At 74.1% G+C, this 16,693-nt stretch carries 14 protein-coding genes; 7 read left to right on the top strand and 7 right to left on the bottom strand.

Features of this window, described 5'->3' with window-relative positions; genetic code table 11:
• The 4 genes from Q2K19_RS20160 to Q2K19_RS20145 form a co-directional block, all read right to left on the bottom strand.
• Positions 1-594: a hypothetical protein gene (locus Q2K19_RS20160; RefSeq protein ID WP_302762897.1), complete on the bottom strand. Its 594-nt coding sequence runs from the start codon at positions 592-594 to the stop codon at positions 1-3.
• Entirely contained in the window at positions 591-1,697 is a 1,107-nt protein-coding gene (gene rsmH, locus Q2K19_RS20155) for a 16S rRNA (cytosine(1402)-N(4))-methyltransferase RsmH (protein WP_302772661.1), read from the bottom strand. Before rsmH ends, Q2K19_RS20160 begins: the two co-directional genes overlap by 4 nt.
• 203 nt (positions 1,698-1,900) lie before the next feature.
• The gene (gene mraZ / locus Q2K19_RS20150; protein WP_302762896.1) at positions 1,901-2,332 is read right to left on the bottom strand and encodes a division/cell wall cluster transcriptional repressor MraZ; all 432 of its coding nucleotides are present in this window, start codon (positions 2,330-2,332) and stop codon (positions 1,901-1,903) included.
• A gap of 215 nt (positions 2,333-2,547) precedes the next feature.
• Positions 2,548-2,727, bottom strand: coding sequence for a hypothetical protein (locus Q2K19_RS20145; protein ID WP_302772911.1), 180 nt, complete (start codon positions 2,725-2,727; stop codon positions 2,548-2,550).
• Between Q2K19_RS20145 and Q2K19_RS20140 the strand changes: the two genes are divergently transcribed.
• Genes Q2K19_RS20140 through Q2K19_RS20125 form a run of 4 tightly spaced genes read left to right on the top strand, consistent with a single transcriptional unit; the run spans position 2,687 to position 6,087 of the window.
• Positions 2,687-3,934 (top strand): MurT ligase domain-containing protein, encoded by a 1,248-nt coding sequence (locus Q2K19_RS20140; RefSeq protein WP_302772658.1) that lies wholly within the window; start codon positions 2,687-2,689, stop codon positions 3,932-3,934. The two genes, Q2K19_RS20145 and Q2K19_RS20140, sit on opposite strands and share 41 nt — an antisense overlap.
• Positions 3,924-4,646 carry a type 1 glutamine amidotransferase gene (locus Q2K19_RS20135; RefSeq protein WP_302762895.1) on the top strand — a complete coding sequence of 241 codons (723 nt, stop codon included), beginning with the start codon at positions 3,924-3,926 and terminating at the stop codon, positions 4,644-4,646. Before Q2K19_RS20140 ends, Q2K19_RS20135 begins: the two co-directional genes overlap by 11 nt.
• The gene (locus Q2K19_RS20130; RefSeq protein ID WP_302762894.1) at positions 4,643-5,332 is read left to right on the top strand and encodes a TVP38/TMEM64 family protein; all 690 of its coding nucleotides are present in this window, start codon (positions 4,643-4,645) and stop codon (positions 5,330-5,332) included. Before Q2K19_RS20135 ends, Q2K19_RS20130 begins: the two co-directional genes overlap by 4 nt.
• Entirely contained in the window at positions 5,329-6,087 is a 759-nt protein-coding gene (locus Q2K19_RS20125; RefSeq protein ID WP_302762892.1) for a phosphotransferase, read from the top strand. The genes Q2K19_RS20130 and Q2K19_RS20125 overlap by 4 nt, the downstream gene beginning before the upstream one ends.
• A gap of 503 nt (positions 6,088-6,590) precedes the next feature.
• Here the strand turns inward: Q2K19_RS20125 and leuS are convergent.
• Complete coding sequence (gene leuS / locus Q2K19_RS20120) at positions 6,591-9,431, bottom strand: leucine--tRNA ligase (protein ID WP_302762891.1); 2,841 nt, start codon at positions 9,429-9,431, stop codon at positions 6,591-6,593.
• Between the two features lie 394 nt (positions 9,432-9,825).
• Between leuS and Q2K19_RS20115 the strand changes: the two genes are divergently transcribed.
• From Q2K19_RS20115 to Q2K19_RS20105, 3 genes are read left to right on the top strand one after another with little or no spacing between them, the layout of a single operon-like run.
• Positions 9,826-10,878: an AAA family ATPase gene (locus Q2K19_RS20115; protein WP_302762890.1), complete on the top strand. Its 1,053-nt coding sequence runs from the start codon at positions 9,826-9,828 to the stop codon at positions 10,876-10,878.
• A gap of 1 nt (position 10,879) precedes the next feature.
• Positions 10,880-12,178, top strand: a complete 1,299-nt coding sequence (locus Q2K19_RS20110) for a DUF58 domain-containing protein (protein WP_302762889.1) — start codon at positions 10,880-10,882, stop codon at positions 12,176-12,178.
• Positions 12,179-12,194: 16 nt separating this feature from the next.
• Positions 12,195-14,663, top strand: a complete 2,469-nt coding sequence (locus Q2K19_RS20105) for a transglutaminase TgpA family protein (RefSeq protein ID WP_302762888.1) — start codon at positions 12,195-12,197, stop codon at positions 14,661-14,663.
• A 241-nt stretch (positions 14,664-14,904) separates the two neighbouring features.
• Here Q2K19_RS20105 and Q2K19_RS20100 read toward each other — a convergent pair whose 3' ends face one another.
• Together Q2K19_RS20100 and Q2K19_RS20095 are read right to left on the bottom strand one after the other, a co-directional pair.
• Positions 14,905-15,300 carry a DUF3040 domain-containing protein gene (locus Q2K19_RS20100; RefSeq protein ID WP_302762887.1) on the bottom strand — a complete coding sequence of 132 codons (396 nt, stop codon included), beginning with the start codon at positions 15,298-15,300 and terminating at the stop codon, positions 14,905-14,907.
• Positions 15,301-15,415: 115 nt separating this feature from the next.
• On the bottom strand, positions 15,416-16,675 hold the full coding sequence (locus Q2K19_RS20095) for a DNA polymerase IV (RefSeq protein ID WP_302762886.1): 1,260 nt from the start codon (positions 16,673-16,675) through the stop codon (positions 15,416-15,418).
• Between the last annotated feature and the right edge of the window lie 18 nt (positions 16,676-16,693).

Genomic DNA, 16,693 nt, shown 5'->3' with positions numbered 1-16,693 from the left:
TCAGCCTCCGTTGCCCTGCTGGCTGGTGATGGCCGGCGCGCCCTCCGCCGGGTGCGGAACGCCGATCATCTTCCCGTCCGGCAGCCGGATGTACGCCGGCTCCCCCGACTCGACCAGGCCCAGCTTGCGGGCGTTGGCGGTGAGGTTGCCCGGGGCCTTCTGCTCGGCGATCTCCTTCTCCAGCTGCTGCTGGTCCACGTCGAGCTTGGCCTGCTGCTGCTGGAGCTTCTCCAGCCTGAACGCGTTCTCGTTGATCTTGGTGTTGACCGCCAGGATGCCGAGCACCCCGCCGACCACCAGCACCACGATCAGCCCGGCGAACGGGGCCCGCGGCACGCGGACCGGCGGCGGCGGGGCGACCCGCAGCCGCGGCGACGGCGCGCCGGTGGTCCGGGGCCGCTCGGCCGGCCGCAGCGCGGCGCTGCCCTGGGTGGGGAACTCGCGCGCCCCCCGGGCGCGAGCCTCCCCCCGGCGGTCGAGCTGGTCGGCCCCCGCCGTCGTGGTGCGTGTGGTGCGCTGCGCCGTGGTCCGGCCCCCCGACCGCGGTGCGCGCTGCCCGACGGCGTCCCGGCCGTCCCGCTTGTCAACGTTCATGTCCCCTCCCCCTCTTCGTCCGTCCCGTTCCCGTCCCCCGGGGCCGACTCGGGGTCCGGTACGAACCCCGGCGACCCCGTCCCCGGTTGGTGCATCGCCTTCACCCGGCGGCGGTACCGTTCGCGGTCGGTACGCCCCTGCCGGGCCTCCGGGTCGAGCCGTTCGGCGGCCCGCAGCCGCACCGATGCGGCGCGCGGGTTCGCGGCGACCTCCGCCTCCCCGGGAAGCTCCGCGCCCCGGCTGAGCAGCCGGAACGTCGGGCCCGACCCGGGCAGTTCGACCGGGAGGTCGATCGGGCCCTTGCTGCGGACCCGGTCGGCGAGCGCCTGCTTGGTGAGCCGGTCCTCCAGCGAGTGGTAGGACAGGACCACCATGCGACCGCCCACGGTGAGCTTGTCGAGTGCGGCCGGCAGCGCCGTCTCCAGCGCTACCAGTTCCCTGTTTACCTCGATCCGTAAAGCCTGAAACGTTCTCTTTGCCGGGTGTCCACCGGTTCGCCGGGCTGGTGCCGGAATGCTCTCCCGGACCAGTTCGGCCAGCCGCGCCGACGAGGTGATCCGGGCGCGCTCCCGCTCCCGGATGATCGCCGAGGCGATCCGCCCGGCGAACTTCTCCTCGCCGTACACCCGCAGCACCCGGGCCAGCTCGGGGTGGGAGTAGGTGTTGACCACCTCCTCGGCGGTCACCCCCCGGGTCTGGTCCATGCGCATGTCCAGCGGCGCGTCCTGCGCGTAGGCGAACCCGCGGTCGGGCGCGTCCAGTTGCAGGGACGAGACGCCGAGGTCGAAGAGCACCCCGTCGACGGCCGGGTAGCCCAGCCGGTCGAGGACCTCGGGCAGCTCGTCGTAGACGGCGTGCTCGAGGTGGATCCGGTCGGCGAACCGGGCCAGCCGGACCCGCGCGTGGGCGAGCGCCTCGGTGTCCCGGTCCAGGCCGATCAGCACCGTGTTCGGGTGCGCCGCCAGCACCGCCTCGGCGTGCCCGGCCAGGCCGAGCGTGGCGTCGACGTGGACGGTGCGGCCGCTTCGACCCAGCGCGGGGGCCAGCAACTCGAGACACCGCTCGAGCAGCACCGGCACGTGCGTGCCGCGTAGCTCCCCCATCTCGACCCCCACTGGTTGAAACCGTCCGTCCCTGTCGCGTCCGTCGTCGCCACGACGCCTCGTCATACCGCCAGATCCCCATCCGCTCCCGCCCGCCGGAGGCCGCGGCCCTCCGTACGGATCGTGCGCCTGGCACCGGGGAAGGGGTGCCAGGAACTCGAAAGCGGCTGGAGATCTCGCAGTACGTCGGGCGCCGTCACGCCCTACAGACCGCCGGGCAGCACCCCCTCCTCGATGTCGGCGAAGTCGTCTTCGCTCTCCGCGAGGTAGGCCTCCCAGGCCGCCCTGTCCCAGATCTCCACCCGGGTGCTCGCGCCGATCACGACCAGATCCCGGTCGAGCGCGGCGTACGAGCGCAAGTGCCCGGGGATGGTGACCCGTCCCTGCTTGTCCGGCACCTCGTCGTGCGCGCTGGCGAAGAAGACCCGGCTGTAGGCCCGGGCCGTCTTGCTCGTCATCGGCTGCGCACGCAACTGGTCGGCGATCCGCTGGAACTCGGGCATCGGGAAGACGTAGAGGCAGCGCTCCTGCCCTTTGGTGATCACGACACCCCCCGCCAGCTCATCCCGGAACTTCGCCGGAAGGATCAACCGGCCTTTGTCGTCCAGGCGCGGAGTGTGGGTGCCGAGGAACATCGGCCCAACCCCCTTGCCCTGAGCGGCGTTCGCGGCGCCGCTGACCCCCCGGGCCGGTGCGGCCCTCCCGGCCTCACCATCGCGCCCCACTCTACTCCACTTCCCTCCACCTGCAACCGCAAACGCCCGCGTGGCGCGGCGTGTTCGCGCGCAAAAGAGCACGTCAAAGGGGGTGGGGCGGAGTGGAGGGGGTGGCGCGCCCGCGCGCCCGTCCGCTACCCGACATTGATCGACTCCATCCGGCCGAGCGCCGGATGGCCGTCCGCCGGTCGCCCCCGGCCGAACGGATCGCCGTCGGCGGCGATCTGGCGGGCCCCGGGGTCCGGTAACCTCGCTCGGGTGACGGACGCGAAGATGCCCATGCGGGCAAAGGTGGCCAGCTCCGTGTCGCGCACCGCCGCGGCGCTGTCGCGGGCCGCGGGCCGAGGCGACGGCTCGGTGATCGGCGGCTGGATCGGCCTCAAGATCGACCCGGACCTGTTGGCCCACCTCTCGGCGGGGCGCGCCATCGCCCTGGTGTCCGGCACCAACGGCAAGACCACCACCACCCGGCTCACCACCGCCGCCGTCGGCGTGCTCGGCCGGGTCGCCACCAACTCCTTCGGCGCCAACATGCCCACCGGCCACACCTCGGCCCTGGCCAAGGCCGGCAGCACCCCGTACGCGGTGCTGGAGGTCGACGAGCACTACCTCGCCCAGGTGCTGGATTCCACCGACCCGCACGTGGTGGCGCTGCTCAACCTCTCCCGCGACCAGCTCGACCGGGCCAAGGAGGTCGCCATGATGGCGCAGCTCTGGCGGGCCGCGCTGGTCCGGCACCCCGACCTCCGGGTGATCGCCAACGCCGACGACCCGATGGTGGTCTGGGCCGCCACCCCGCCGGCCGACCCGGCCCAGGGCCACGTCCCGCCGCACGTCACCTGGTTCAGCGCCGGCCAGCGCTGGCACGACGACTCATGGGTCTGCCCGGAGTGCGGCTCCACCATCCAGCGCTCGGGCGAGCAGTGGTGGTGCACCGGCTGCCCGCTGCGCCGCCCCGAGCCGCAGTGGACCGTCGAGGACGACGGCGTGGTCGACCCCACCGGCGCCTGGCACAAGGTGCAGCTCCAGCTCCCCGGCAAGGTCAACCTCGGCAACGCGGCCACCGCCCTCGCGGTCGCCGCCGAGTTCGGGGTCCGCCCGGTGGACGCGGTCTCCCGGCTCGGCACGGTCACCTCGGTCGCCGGGCGCTACGCCCAGGTCGACCGGGACGGGCGCAACATCCGGCTGCTGCTGGCGAAGAACCCGGCCAGCTGGCTGGAGGCGTTCGACATGGCCGACGAGGCGCCGACACTGCTCTCCATCAACGCGCGCGACCCCGACGGACTGGACACCTCCTGGCTCTTCGACGTCGACTTCGCCCCGCTGCGCGGCCGGCAGGTGCTGATCACCGGCGACCGGGCGTACGACCTGGCCGTCCGGCTCGACGTCAACGGCGTGCCGTTCCAGCACGTCCGGAGCTTCGACGAGGCGGTCCGGGCGGTGCCTCCGGGCCGCCTGGAGGTCATCGCCAACTACACCGCATTCCAGGACATCCGAGCGGAGCTGGACCGTGTCAACTGAGAGCCTGCGCATCGTCTGGATCTACCCCGACCTGCTCTCCACCTACGGCGACCGGGGCAATGCGCTGATCCTGGCCCGCCGGGCCCAGCTGCGCGGCATGCCGGTCGAGGTGCTGGAGGTCCGCTCCGACCAGCGGCTGCCCGCCACCGCCGACATCTACCTGATCGGCGGCGGCGAGGACGGCCCGCAGGCGCTGGGCGCCCAGCGGCTGATCGCCGACGGTGGCCTGCACCGGGCGGTGGCCCAGGGCTCGGTGGTCTTCGGCGTCTGCGCCGGCTACCAGCTCCTCGGCACCTCCTTCTTCGCCAAGGGCACCAGGTACGCCGGGCTGGAGCTGCTGGACCTCTCCTCCGACCGGGGTCCGACCCGGGCGGTCGGCGAGCTGGCCGGCGAGGTCGACCCGCGCCTCGGCATCCCGTACCTGACCGGGTTCGAGAACCACGGCGGGCGGACCCACCTCGGCCCGGGCGTGTCCCCGCTGGCCCGGGTGACCGCCGGGGTGGGCAACGACGGGGCGACCGAGGGCGCCTGGCGGGGCAAGCTGCTCGGCACCTACTCGCACGGGCCCGCGCTGGCCCGCAACCCGGCCCTGGCCGACCTGCTGCTGCGCTGGGCGACCGGCATCCACCAGCTTCCCGCGCTCGACGACACCTGGGCCGACCGGCTCCGGTCCGAGCGCCGCACCGCGGTGGCCGCCGCCGCCCGGCCGTGACCTCCGCCGCCCGGCGGCTGCTCCGGCAGCCGTCGGCGCGCCGGTTCGCCCTGCTACTCCTGCTGATCGCCGCGTTCGGCGTGGCGCTGCTGCTGGTGCCCCGGCCCGACCCGGAGCAGATCCCCGCGCTCGCCCGGTCCCTCGGCGGGTTCGCCCCGGTCGCGGCGATCGTCGGCGGCGCGTTGCTGCTGGTCGCGCTGGTGCCGCGTACCTTCGTCACGCTCGCCGCGGGGGCGATCTTCGGCCCCCTCCAGGGCGCCGCGTACGCCCTCGGCGCGGCGCTGCTCGCGGCGGCGATCGGCTTCGCGGTCGGCCGGCTGCTCGGGCGGGAGTTCGTGGCCGAGCGGGTGCGCGGCCGGCTGGCCCGGCTGGACGGCTGGTTCGCCCGGCAGAGCGTGCTCGGGGTGATCATGGTACGGCTGCTGCCGATCGCCGGCTTCGGGCTGGTCAGCTACGGCTACGGCACCACCGGGGCCCGGGTGCTGCCGTTCCTGACCGGCAGCGTGATCGCCGCCGCCCCCACCGCCATCGGCTACGCGGCGATCGGCGCGGCCGTCACCTCCCCCGGCGGGATCAACTGGTACGCCGCCGCCCCGGCCAGCCTGGGTCTGATCGCCAGCGTGGTGATCATCCGCCGCGCCTGGCGGGCGGAGCGCCAGCGCCGGCTGGGCCCGAGCCGGCGGTGACCGTCTCCGAGGACCCACTGCCCGGCGGCTTCATCGCCGAGGTGGTCCGGGTCGGCGACACCGTACGCCGCACTCCCCCGGCCGCCGCCGACAGCGTCGCCGCGCTGCTGCGCCACCTGGCCGCGGCCGCTCCGGGGCTGGCACCCCGGTATCTCGGCGTGGACGACCGGGGGCGGCAGGTGCTGAGCCACCTGGACGGGCAGGTGCCCTGGCGGGAACGGGAGGATCCGTCCTTCTTCTCCGACGCCGCGCTGACCCGGCTGGCCCGCCTGATCCGCGTCCTGCACGACGCCTGCGCCGGAACCGACCTCGCCGGCGGGGCGGAGACCGTCTGCCACCGGGACCTGTCGCCGAAGAACACGGTGTACCGGGGCTTCCCCCCGCTGCCGGTGGCCTTCCTCGACTGGGACCTGGCCGGGCCGGGCCGCCGGATCGAGGACGTGGCCTTCGCCGGCTGGCACTGGACCGAACCGGGCGGGGACACCGACCCAGCGGAGCTGGGCCGGCGCTGCCGGTTGCTCTGCGACGCCTACGACGGGGCCGGTCCCGGCACCCCGCTGCCCCGGGTTGAGCTGGTGGACGTCATGGTCGACCAGCTCGCCGGGACCTGGCGGGGCATCGATGCCGGCGCCGACCGGGACGAGCCCGGCATGCGCCGGCTACGGGCGGCCGGCGCCGTGGACGCGGTACGTGGCTGGCACGAGTGGCTGCTCCGCCACCGCCCGGCGGTCGAGGCGGCGCTCGGCAGCCGCTGACACCGGCGTCGACCGCGCGTCTCCGGTCCCGAGCCGGGGCCGGGGCCGAGGCTGGGGCCGGGCCGGGCCGGGGCTGGGGCCGGGCCGGGGCTGGGGCCGGGCCGGAGCCGGGGCGGGGGCTGGGCCGGGGCCACCGACGGGGGCGTCCGTGGCGGACCCGCAACAGGGGTGCCGGACCCTGTCGAGCTGACGTCGCGAACGACTCAACCGCGGCGACGAGCGCCGACGCAACACGGACAGAGGCAGCCAGATTGGGACAGCAACCTGCCGGCCACCGCACGCGTGAGTCGGGTGCGACATCAGCTCGACAGTGCGGCGAGGGCCATCTGCCCGGGGCGAGCCAACCCGGCCGTTCCGTCGCAGGCAGGACGGAGCCGCAGGCAGGAGGGAGCAAAAGGCGGGACGGAGCAGCAGGCAGGACGGAGCAGCCGGCGAGCCGTCGGCCGAGACACGGCGGAGGCGCGCCCCGGGCACGGGACGCGCCTCCGGCGGTACGGGACGGATCAGGCGACGATCGAGACCATCCGGCCCTTCACCACGATCACCTTGCGCGGCTCCCTGCCGGCCAGCGAGCCGGCCACCGCGTCCAGCGCGGCGGCCCGGACCTCGTCCTCGGAGGCGTCGGCGGCCACCTCGATCCGGCCGCGGACCTTGCCGTTGACCTGCACCGGGTAGGTCACCGTCTCGGCGACCAGCAGCGCCGGGTCGGCGGTCGGGAAGTCCGCGTACGCCAGCGAGGTGTCGTGGCCCAGTCGGCGCCACAGCTCCTCGGCGACGTGCGGGGCGAACGGCGCCAGCATCAGCACCAGCGGCTCGGCCACCTCTCGCGGGGTGGCCGACAGCCGGGTCAGCGCGTTGGTCAGCTCGATCAGCTTGGCGATGGCGGTGTTGAACCGGATCGCGTCCATGTCGGCGCGGACCCCGTCGATCACCTTGTGCAGCAGCCGTCGGGTCTCCTCGTCGGCCGGCACGTCGGTGACCCGGGAGTCACCGGTCTGCTCGTCGACGACCGCGCGCCACACCCGCTGCAGGAACCGGTACGAGCCGACGACCGCCCGGGTCTCCCACGGGCGGGACACCTCCAGCGGACCCATCGACATCTCGTACACCCGGAAGGTGTCCGCGCCGTACGCCGCGCACATCTCGTCCGGGGTGACGACGTTCCTCAGGGACTTGCCCATCTTGCCGTACTCGCGCCGCACCTCGGTCTCGCCGTGGAAGAACCGGCCGTCGACCTCGACGACCTCCTCGGCCGGCACGTAGGCGCCCCGGGCGTCGGTGTAGGCGTACGCCTGGATGTAGCCCTGGTTGAACAGCCGGCGGAACGGCTCAAACGACGAGACGTGGCCCAGGTCGTACAGCACCTTGTGCCAGAAGCGGGCGTACAGCAGGTGCAGCACGGCGTGCTCGGCGCCGCCGACGTACAGGTCGGTGCCGCCGCAGTCGGCCGCCCCGCGCGGCCCCATCCAGTACCGCTCGTTCTCCGCGTCGACGAACCGCTCGTCGTTGGTCGGGTCCAGGTAGCGCAGCTCGTACCAGCAGGAACCGGCCCACTGCGGCATCACGTTGGTCTCCCGGGTGTAGCGCTTCGGCCCGTCACCCAGGTCCAGCTCCACCTCCACCCAGTCGCGCCGCCGGGACAGCGGGGTCTCCGGGTTGCTGTCCGCGTCCTCCGGGTCGAACGTCTTCGGCGAGAAGTCGGCCACCTCCGGCAGCTCGACCGGCAGCATCGACTCGGGCAGCGCGATCGGCGCGCCCGTCTCGTCGTAGACGATCGGGAACGGCTCGCCCCAGTAGCGCTGTCGGGAGAACAGCCAGTCCCGCAGCCGCCAGGTGACCGCCCCGGCGCCGTGCCCGTTCGCCTCCAGCCACTCGATGATCCGCGCCTTGGCGTCGGCCACCCCCAGGCCGTTCAGGTCCAGGCCGCGGTCGGGCGCGGCGCTGTTGATCGCCGGGCCCTCGCCGGTGTACGCCTTGCCGGTGAAGCCCTCCGCCGGCTGCACGGTCCGGACGATCGGCAGGTCGAAGACCTCGGCGAAGTCCCAGTCCCGCTCGTCCTGGGCGGGCACCGCCATGATCGCGCCGGTGCCGTAGCCGGCCAGCACGTAGTCGGCGATGAAGATCGGGATCTGCCCGCCGGTGACCGGGTTGGTGGCGTACGCGCCGACGAAGACGCCGGTCTTCTCCCGGGTCTCCGCCTGCCGCTCCACGTCCGTCTTGGCCGCGGCGGCCTTCCGGTACGCCTCGACGGCGGCCCGCGGGTTGGCGTGCCCGCCGGTCCAGGCGTCCTTCGTCCCCGCCGGCCAGCCGGCCGGCACCAGCACGTCGACCGTCTCGTGCTCGGGGGCCAGCACCATGTAGGTGGCCCCGAAGACGGTGTCCGGCCGGGTCGTGAACACCCGGATCGGCTCGACGCTCGTCGGGAAGTCGATGTGCGCGCCCTGGGACCGGCCGATCCAGTTGCGCTGCTGCAGCTTGATCGGCTCCGGCCAGTCCAGGGTGTCCAGATCCGCCAGCAGCCGGTCACCGTACGCGGTGATCCGCATCATCCACTGCTTCAGGTTGCGCTTGAAGACCGGGAAGTTGCCCCGCTCGGAGCGGCCGTCGGCGGTGACCTCCTCGTTGGCCAGCACCGTGCCCAGCCCCGGGCACCAGTTCACCGGCGCCTGCGAGACGTACGCCAGCCGGTGGTCGTCGACGATCTTCCGCCGCTCGGCCACGGTCAGCTCGGCCCACGGGCGGCCGTCCGGGGTGGGCCGGGTGCCCCCCTCGAACTCGGCGATCAGCTCGGCGACCGGACGGGCCTTGCCCGCCTGCGGGTCATACCAGGAGTTGAAGATCTGCAGGAAGATCCACTGGGTCCAGCGGTAGAAGTCGGTGTCGATGGTCGCCACCGAGCGCCGCTCGTCGTGGGCCAGCCCCAGCCGGCGCAGCTGCACCTTGTAGCGCTCGATGTTCGCCTCGGTGGTGGTCCGGGGGTGGGTGCCGGTCTGCACCGCGTACTGCTCGGCCGGCAGGCCGAACGCGTCGAAGCCCATCGCGTGCAGCACGTTGCGCCCGGCCATCCGCTGGTAGCGGGCGAAGCAGTCGGTGCCGATGTAGCCCAGCGGGTGCCCGACGTGCAGGCCGGCACCGGACGGGTAGGGAAACATGTCCAGCACGTACAGCTTCTCCGCGCCGGCCCGCGGGTGGTCCGGGTCGGCCAGCGGGCCGGTCGGGTTCGGCGCGTGGAAGGTGCCCTCCCGCTCCCAGGTGTCCTGCCAGCGGTGCTCGATCTCCTCGGCCAGGGCCGCGGTGTACCGGAACGGGGGGATGTCGGTCGCCGGTGCGGCTGCCTCACTCATGGCGTCTCCTCGGCGCGGGTCATGTCGGATATGGGGAGGTCTGCTGCGGGCACAAAAAAGCCCCTCGCGCAGGAGGGGCGGCCGTGCTGTCGCGCGTTCAGCGCATCAGCACGGCTCGGTAAGAAGCAGGAAGGCTCCGGCCATGACCGGCAGTGTACCCCGCCGTCCCGGTGCGCATCTCGCCCGGACCACTGGTCGGTACTGATCCCCCGGTCCGGCGAATATTCCGGGCGTAACCGACCGACGGCCTGCGGGGGTCGGCGACAACGAGAAACATGGTTAGCCTGAGAGACCAGTGAGATTTCTGCGGCAGACGAGGCTCGACGTCGCGAACCAAACGGCGGGTCCAGGTGCTCTATTCAGCGCTGCCGTCCAGGCGACGAGGAGGAGGCCCGTGACACAACAGACCTGGGACGAGGTGGGCGGTCTGCTGCCGCACGACGAGTTCCGCGCCGCGAGCGAGGCCATCGTGGCCAACATCGAGCAGGTGATCGAGGGCAAGACGGCCACCGTCCGGCTCGCCCTGGCCGTCCTGCTCGCGGAGGGCCACCTGCTCATCGAGGACGTACCCGGCGTCGGCAAGACGAAACTCGCCAAGGCGATGGCCCGGTCCATCGACTGTTCCGTCCGGCGGATCCAGTTCACCCCCGACCTGCTCCCCAGCGACGTCACCGGGGTCAGCGTCTACAACCAGGAGACGCACGACTTCGAGTTCCGGCCGGGCGCGGTCTTCGCCAACCTGGTGGTCGGCGACGAGATCAACCGGGCCTCGCCGAAGACCCAGTCCGCCCTGCTGGAGTGCATGGAGGAGCGGCAGGTCACCGTCGACGGGGTGACCTACCAGCTGCAGACGCCGTTCATGGTGATCGCGACGCAGAACCCGATCGAGATGGAGGGGACGTACCCGCTGCCGGAGGCGCAGCGCGACCGGTTCACCGCCCGGATCGCGATGGGCTACCCGGACCCGGGCGCCGAGCTGGCCATGTTGGACGGCCACGGGGCCACCGACCCGCTGACCGAGCTGCGCCCGGTCTCCGACGCGGCCACCGTGCGCCGGCTGATCGGCCACGTCCGGCAGGTGCACGTCGCCGAGGCGGTCAAGCAGTACGCGATCGACCTGGTCACCGCCACCCGCGAGGCGCCCGACCTGCGGCTCGGCGCGTCCCCGCGGGCCACCCTCCAGCTGCTGCGCACCGCCCGCGCGGTGGCCGCCCTTGAGGGCCGGGACTACGTCCTCCCGGACGACCTGCAGGCCCTCGCGGTGCCGGTGCTGGCGCACCGGATCATCCCGACCGCCGACGCCCAGCTCGCCCGCCGCACCACCGACGCGATCGTCGCCGAGCTGGTGCACCGGCTGCCGCTGCCGCACGACCGCAAGCGCTCGCCGTACGACACCCGGCCCGCCCCGGGCAAGGGACGTGGGCCGTACGAACCGCGGAGGCCGTGAGGTGCGCGACGGGCTGCGCGGGCTGACCACCCGCGGCCGCTCCTTCCTGGCGGCCGCGGCCGCCGCCGCGATCTCCGCCGGCGTCCTCGGCGAGAAGGACCTGCTCCGGGTGGCCGTCCTGCTCGCCATCCTGCCGCTGCTCGCGGCGGCCTACGTCGGGCGCAGCCGCTACAAGCTGGCCTGCAACCGGTCCCTGGAACCGCACCGGGTGCCGGTCGGGGCCAGTTCCCGGGTGGTGCTGCGGCTGCAGAACCTGTCCCGCCTGCCCACCGGCACGCTGCTGCTCGAGGACCGGCTGCCGTACGCGCTGGGCAGCCGGCCCCGGGTGGTGCTGGAGCGCCTCGGCGCGCACCAGGCCAGCTCGGTGGCGTACACGGTCCGGGCCGACGTGCGCGGCCGGTACGAGGTGGGGCCCCTGGTGATCCGGCTGACCGACCCGTTCGGGCTCTGCGAGCTCAGCCGGGCCTTCCCCACCACCGACCACCTCACCGTGATCCCGCAGGTCACGCCGCTGCCCCCGGTCCGCCTCCCCGGCGAGTACGCCGGCAGCGGCGACAGCCGGGCCCGCTCGGTCGCGGTGCACGGCGAGGACGACGCCGCCACCCGGGAGTACCGGATGGGCGACGACCTGCGCCGGGTGCACTGGAAGTCGACCGCGCGCACCGGGGAGCTGATGGTGCGCCGGGAGGAGCAGCCCTGGGAGAGCCGGGCCACGGTGGTGCTGGACACCCGCGCCTTCGGCCACCGGGGGGACGGCCCGACGGCGAGCTTCGAGTGGGCGGTCTCCGCCGCCGCCAGCATCGCCGTGCACCTGCGCCAGGCCGGGTACAAGCTGCGCCTGGTCACCGGAAACGGCGCGGACGTGGACGCCTCCGAGGCGGGCGGCGAGGGCCTGCTCCTCGACCACCTCGCCGAGGTGCGGCTGGACAAGCGCGGCGAGATCATCACGCTGGTGCAGCAGGTCCGGCAACGGGCCGACGGCGGCCTGATCATCGCGCTGTTCGGCACCCTGAGCACGGCCGAGGCGGAGCTGCTGGCCGGCCTGCGCGGCAACGGCGCCACCTGCGTCGGCTTCGTGCTGGACAGCACCACCTGGCTCAACCTGCCGGACAAGGCCCGGGCGGAGGCGGCGCACGCGCACGGCACCGCCGCGCTCACCCTGCTGCAGAGCGGGTGGCGGGTGATCGGCGTGGAGCACGGCGGCCGGCTGCCGGTGCTCTGGCCACAGGCGGCCCGCGGTTCGCAGGGCTTCGCGCTGCGGGCGGCCCTCGCCGAGACGGTGGCCGGAGGCGTGCGATGACCGGAAGGGTGGACCCGTGACCGCGACCCGCAACCTCGGCTTCGTCGCGGCGGCGGCGACCCTGCTGGCCGCGGCGCCGCTGTCGGCGATCTTCGAGCGCTGGACGTGGCTGATCCAGGCGGCCATCGTGGTCGCCGTGGTGGCCGGCGCCGCCGCGCTGAGCCGGCTGGCCCGCTTCCCGCTGTGGGGGCAGATCGTGGCCATGCTCGCCGGCCTCATGCTCGGGCTGACCTGGATCTTCCCGGGCGGCACCGAGGTGCTCGCGTTCGTGCCCACCCCCGGCACCTTCGCCCACTTCGGCGAGCTGATCGGCGCGTCGCTGCAGGACATGCGGACGTACGGGGTGGAGGTCCCGGACGTCGACTCGCTGCTCTTCCTCACCGTGCTGGGCGTCGGCGGCGTCGCCGTGGTGGTGGACGTGCTGGCCGTCGGGCTGCGCCGGCCGGCGCTGGCCGGGCTGCCGATGCTGGCGATCTACTCGGTGCCGGTGGCGGTCTATGTGGACAGCGTCCCGGCCACCCCGTTCGTGGTCGGCGCCTGCGGCTACCTCTGGCTGCTGGTCACCGACAACGTCGACCGGGTACGCCGGTTCGGCCGCCGGTTCACCGGCGAGGGCCGCGACGTCGACGTCTGGGAGGCGTCGCCGCTGGCCGCGGCCGGCCGCCGGCTGGCCGTGGTCGGGGTGGCCCTGGCGGTCGCCCTGCCGCTGGTGGTGCCCGGGATGACCGGCGGGCTGATGAACACCGTCACCAACGGCGCCGGCGACGGCACCGGCCGGCCCGGGCAGGGCGGCAAGCCGGGCCGGATCGATCTGTTCGCCGCGCTCAGCGGCCAGCTCAACCAGTCCCAGGTGTTCGATCTGGTCAAGGTCACCACCAACGAGCCGGCCCCGTTCTACCTGCGCCTGGGGGTGGTCGACGAGCTGCGCCCGGACGGCTTCCAGGCGCGCGTCCCCTCCGGGCAGCCGGTGACCCGGAGCCTGCCCGACCCGACCCGGCGCGGCGGGGAGGGCATCGACCAGCGGCGCTACCGGGCCACCGTCGAGGTGACGAAGAACCTCAACATGCCGCTGCTGCCGATCTACGCCGAGCCGGTGAAGACCGAGGACCTGAGTCGCAGCTGGCTCTACGACCCGAACCAGCAGATCGTCTTCTCCAACCGGGAGAACGCCCGGGGCAAGCGGTACTCGTTCGACTACGTCCGTTCGACGTACAGCCCGACGGCGCTGCGCGGGGCGCCGGCGCTGCCGGCCGACCACCCGGTGCGGCGCCAGCAGACCGTCACGCCGTCGGTCCGGGCGGTGGACCGGCTGGTCGACCAGCTCATCAAGGGCAAGCAGAACGACTACGACAAGGTCCGCGCGATCTACGGCTACTTCTCGGTGGAGAACGGCTTCACCTACTCCCTCTCCACCAGGGGTGGCACCAGCGGGGACGACATCACGGACTTCCTCGCCACCAAGGTCGGCTACTGCCAGCAGTACGCCGCCGCGATGGCCTGGCTGGTCCGGGCGGCCGGCATCCCGGCCCGGGTGGCGGTCGGCTTCACCAACGGCAGCAACTCCGAGGGCGGCAGCTACGTGCTGACCAACCGGAACCTGCACGCCTGGACGGAGGTCTACTTCGACGGGTTCGGCTGGGTGCCGTTCGACCCCACCCCGGCGGCGAGCATCCAGGGTTCGGTCCGGTCGGCCTGGGCCCCGGACACCGACGCCCCCGAGGACGTCGCCCCGTTGCCGGGGAGCACCGCCGCGCCGGGCGGGGTGGACCCGTCCGCCGGCCCGAACGACCCGGACCGGCTGGACAAGGACGCCGACCAGGGCCTCAACGTCGGCGACGGCGGCGCCGCCCGGCAGAGCCCGGTCTGGCCGTGGTGGGCGGCCGGGGTGCTGGCCCTGCTGGTGCTGCTGGCCCTGCCGGCGCTGCGCCGCTCGACGCTGCGCCGCCGCCGGCGGGTCCGGGCCGTCGCGCCGGCGGCCACCGCGCTGGCCGCCGTGCCCGGTCCCCGGGGGGCGGTCCGCGACCTCACCGTCGGGGTGGACACCGAGCGGGCCCGGGCGGACGCCCACGCCGCCTGGGACGAGCTGCTCGACACGCTGGTCGACTACCAGGTGCGCGTGGACCGGACGGAGACGCCCCGGGCCACCGCCGAGCGGCTGGTCCGGGAGACCCTCACCGAGGATGCCGGGGCGGTGACCGGGGTCCGGCTGCTCGGGCGGGCCGAGGAGCGGGCCCGCTACGCCCGCGACCCGCTCACCGGGGAGGCGCTGCACCCGGCCCTGCGGTCGGTGCGTGGCGCGCTCGCCGGCCGGGCCGGCCGGGGTGCCCGGATCAGGGCGGCGCTGCTGCCGCCGTCGGTGCTGCTGCGCTGGCGTACCGCGGTGTCGGACCGCTCGGCCCGGCTGGTGACCACCACCGGCCAGGTGCGGGACCGGCTGGTGCGCTGGAATCCGCGTCGCCTCCTAGCGGGCCGTCCGGCTCGCTGACGGTCGGTCCGTCCCGCCGGCGCTCCCCCGCCGGCGGGACGGACCGACCGGGCGGTTGCCAGGGTGACGCCGTCGCGCGGCAGCGGGGTGTCCGGGGCACGGGGATGCCACCACGGCCGGGCGGCACGATGATCTTCCGAGGGGGTTCCGGGCGGATCTTCGAAGGAGTTCCGGGGCGCGAAGGAGCGGCCACGGTCGCCGGCGTCCCGTCGCGGTGCGGCCCTCAGTCAGGGCCCCGTGGTCAGCGGTGCCCCTCCGGGCGCTGCCGCCAGCGGTCCTCCATCCGGTCGAGGAACGAACCCCGCCGGCCGGCCCGGCCACCGCGGGCCCGGCGGCTCGTCGTGCCGCCGACCACGTGCAGGTCGGGCGACTGGGACCGCCGCTGCGACTGCACCGCGTAGATCAGTGAGGCCAGCATGACGACGAAGCCCGCCACGGCCAGCGGAGGCGTCTTGATCACGGCCCCGTAGATCAGCAGGGCCAGACCAGCGATGACCACGCCGGCAGCGACGAGCACGCGACGCCGCGCGTGGAAACGCGGGTCGCTGGCGCGCACGGCCGAGGCGAACTTGGGGTCCTCGGCAAGCGACCGCTCGATCTGCTCGAACAGCCGCTGCTCGTGCTCCGAGAGCGGCACGGCACTCCTCCCCGGTCACGTTGGTCGGCCCGCACGGGCCGACAGACCGTGGCAGCCAACCGGCTGCTTACCCGCAAGTCTACGAGGGGGCTCGCGCGTCGGAAAGCGGGACGACCTACGGCCGGGCCGGTTTTTCGACTCGTCGTGGATCACGCCTGCTGAGAAGACTGGCCGGACCTATGACGGACCGCCCGAATCGGGCGGCCGCCGCGTCCGCTGCCGCCTCCGCCTCCCGCCAGCCGCGCTCGGGCGCGCCGAGGGTGAGCTGCCGCGGCGTCTCCTCCGCCGCGGCCAGCCCCTCCATCCGGACGCCGACCAGGCGGACCGGCTCACCGGGGGCCAGGGCGGTCCAGAGGGCCCAGGCCGTGTCGAACATCTCCCGGGCGGTGTCGGTGGGCACGGTGAGGGTGCGGGAGCGGTTGACGGTGCGGAAGTCGGCCAGCCGGACCTTGAGCGACACGGTCCGCCCGACCTGCCCGGCCGCGCGCAGCCGGGCGCCGACCTTCTCGGCGAGGGCCAGCAGGGCGCGGCGGATCTCCCCCGGGTCGGTCACGTCGACGTCGAAGGTGACCTCCGCGCCGATCGACTTCTCCACGTGCTCCGGGGAGACCCGGCGCGAGTCCCGCCCCCAGGCCAGCTCGTGCAGGTGGGTGGCGGACGCCTCGCCGACCGCTCGGCGCAGCAGGCCGAGCGGCGCCTCGGCCAGGTCGTTGACGGTGTTGAGGCCGAGGCGGTGCAGCGCCTCGGCGGAGCGCTCCCCCACGCCCCAGAGCGCCGCCACCGGCAGCGGGTGCAGGAAGTCGAGCACCCGGGCGGCGGGCACCACGAGCAGGCCGTCCGGCTTGGCCCGGGTGGAGCCCAGCTTGGCCACGAACTTGCTCGGGGCCACCCCGACCGAGCAGGTCAGCCCCTGCTCCTCGGCGACCCGGCGGCGGATCAGCCGGGCGATCCGGACGGGCGGCCCGAAGAGCCGGCGGGCGCCGGCGACGTCGAGGAACGCCTCGTCCAGGGAGAGCGGCTCGACCAGCGGGGTGACGTCCCGGAAGATCCGCATCACCGCGCGGGAGGCCGCCGAGTATTGCGTGAAGTCCGGTGGGAGATAGACCGCGTCCGGGCAGAGCGCCCGGGCCCGGGCGGTGGGCATGGCGCTGCGCACGCCGTACCGGCGGGCCTCGTAGCTGGCCGAGCTGACCACCCCGCGCGGACCGACACCGCCCACCACCACCGGCCGGCCACGCAGCTCCGGGCGGCGGCGCACCTCGACCGAGGCGAAGAAGGCGTCCATGTCGACGTGCAGGATCGGACAGCCGGTGTCGTCGGCGTCCGGCCCGAAGCGCGGATCGCCACCCCGGGGCAACGACTGGCTGCGGCCCATCCCCGCAGGCTAGCCGCC

It is taken from the genome of Micromonospora sp. NBRC 110009 (assembly GCF_030518795.1).
Classification (GTDB): domain Bacteria; phylum Actinomycetota; class Actinomycetes; order Mycobacteriales; family Micromonosporaceae; genus Micromonospora.
This window is presented reverse-complemented; position numbering and strand designations above follow the sequence as displayed.